Below are 1,999 nucleotides of genomic sequence, written 5' to 3' on the forward strand. Positions count from 1 at the left end.
GAGAAGGCCGTCGGCGTCGGCGCGCACGCCGTCGACGAACAGGCCGCGCGGCGCTGCGTCGATCTCGCGCTGGAGCGCTTCGGCCGCGTCGACATCCTGGTCAACAACGCGGGAACGAATCCGGCGTACGGCCCGCTGATCGACCAGGACCACGCGCGGTTCACCAAGATCTTCGACGTCAACCTGTGGGCCCCGCTGCTGTGGACCTCGCTGGTCGTCAAGTCCTGGATGGGCGAGCACGGCGGGGCGATCGTCAACACCGCGTCCATCGGCGGGATGCACCAGTCGCCGGCGATGGGTATGTACAACGCCACCAAGGCCGCGCTGATTCACGTCACCAAGCAACTGGCGCTCGAGCTTTCGCCGCGCGTCCGGGTCAACGCCATCGCCCCCGGCGTGGTGCGCACCCGGCTGGCCGAGGCGCTGTGGAAGGACCACGAGGATCCGCTGGCGGCGACCATAGCGCTCGGGCGCATCGGTGAGCCGGCCGACGTGGCCGGCGCGGTCGCCTTTCTGGTCTCGGACGCGGCGAGCTGGATCACCGGGGAGACGATGGTGATCGACGGCGGCCTGCTGCTCGGCCCCGCGCAGGGGTACCAGGCCCAATGAGTACCGAAGCGGACCTGGCATCGCGGGTCCGGGCGCTGCTCGGCGAGCACGACCCGGCCACCACCAAGCCGCGGGAATTCCTTGGGGCGCAATACGATGCGGGGCTGGCCTGGGTGTACCTGCCGGAGGGATTCGGCGGGTTGGGCCTGCCGCGCAAAGCCCAGGAACTCGTCGACGCCGAGCTCGCCGCCGCGGGTGCGCCGGTGGGGGGTACCCCCAAGAACTACATCGGCATGGGCATGGCGGCGCCCACCATCGCGGCGTTCGGGACCGACGAGCAGAAGCGAAAGTTCCTGCGCCCGTTGTTCACCGGCGAGCAGATCTACTGCCAGTTGTTCAGCGAGCCCGGTGCCGGCTCGGACCTGGCCGGGGTCTCCACCCGGGCGGTCCGCGACGGGGACGACTGGATCGTCAACGGGCAGAAGGTGTGGACGTCGCAGGCGCAGCACGCGACCATGGCCATCCTGGTCGCGCGCACCGACCCGACGGTGCCCAAGCATGCCGGCCTGACGTACTTCCTGTGCGACATGACCCAGCCCGGCGTGGAAGTCCGCCCGCTGCGCCAGATCACCGGCGAGGCGGAATTCAACGAGGTGTTCCTCACCGACGTCCGGGTGCCCGACGCCAATCGGCTCGGTCCCGAGGGCGGCGGCTGGCGCGTCGCGACCACCACCCTCAACAACGAGCGCGTCGCCATCGGCACCCGCGCCGGGACGCCGCGGGAGGGCGGCCACATCGGCAAGGTCACCAAGGCCTGGCGACACGAGCCGGTGCTGCGCGACCCCGCCATGCACGACGAGCTGATGCGGCTGTGGGTCGAGGCGGAGGTCCTGCGGCTGGCCGGTGAGCGGCTGCGCCAGCAGGCGAGCGTGGGCCAGCCCGGACCGGAGGGTGCGGGCATGAAGGTGGCGTTCGCCCGCCTGGCGCAGGCGATCTCGGGATTCGAGATCGAACTGCACGGCGAGGCCGGGCTGCGCTACGACGATTGGACCATGCGCAGGCCGGAAACGGTCGACCTGGTCGGTCGCGAGCCCGGATACCGCTACCTGCGGGCGCGCGGCAATTCCATCGAGGGCGGCACGTCGGAGGTGTTGCGCAACACCATCTCCGAGCGGATCCTCGGCCTGCCGGGCGAGCATCGCGTGGACAAGGACAGACCGTGGAAGGACCTGGACCGGTGAGCGACCTGTTGTACTCCGACACCGAGGAGGCGTTGCGGGACAGCGTCCGTGACCTGTTCGCCGACCGGTGCCCACCCGAATCGGTGGCGCGCGCCTACGACCCCGAGCCACAGGACTTTTCGGGCCTTTGGCGGACGCTGGCCGCGGAGCTCGGGGTGGCCGGGCTGCTGGTGCCCGAGTCGCTCGGCGGCGCCGGCGCGGGCGCGCGC

General features: G+C 71.0%; 3 protein-coding genes. All 3 read left to right on the forward strand.

Annotated elements, in window-relative coordinates; translation table 11 throughout:
* Positions 1–609 (forward strand): SDR family oxidoreductase (locus BN4348_RS35360; protein WP_066909775.1); only part of this gene is annotated, 609 nt, incomplete at its 5' end.
* Positions 606–1,790 carry an acyl-CoA dehydrogenase family protein gene (locus BN4348_RS35365; RefSeq protein ID WP_066909778.1) on the forward strand — a complete coding sequence of 395 codons (1,185 nt, stop codon included), beginning with the start codon at positions 606–608 and terminating at the stop codon, positions 1,788–1,790. The genes BN4348_RS35360 and BN4348_RS35365, both read left to right, overlap by 4 nt.
* The coding region (locus tag BN4348_RS35370) for an acyl-CoA dehydrogenase family protein (protein ID WP_142308785.1) at positions 1,787–1,999 on the forward strand (213 nt) is incomplete at its 3' end. The genes BN4348_RS35365 and BN4348_RS35370, both read left to right, overlap by 4 nt.

It is taken from the genome of Mycobacterium interjectum, from assembly GCF_900078675.2.
In the GTDB taxonomy this organism is placed as follows: domain Bacteria; phylum Actinomycetota; class Actinomycetes; order Mycobacteriales; family Mycobacteriaceae; genus Mycobacterium; species Mycobacterium interjectum.

Coding starts and splice junctions, on each gene's coding strand:
- BN4348_RS35365 (WP_066909778.1), top strand. CDS start 606: ATGAGTACCGAAGCGGACCTGGCATCGCGGGTCCGGGCGCTGCTCGGC.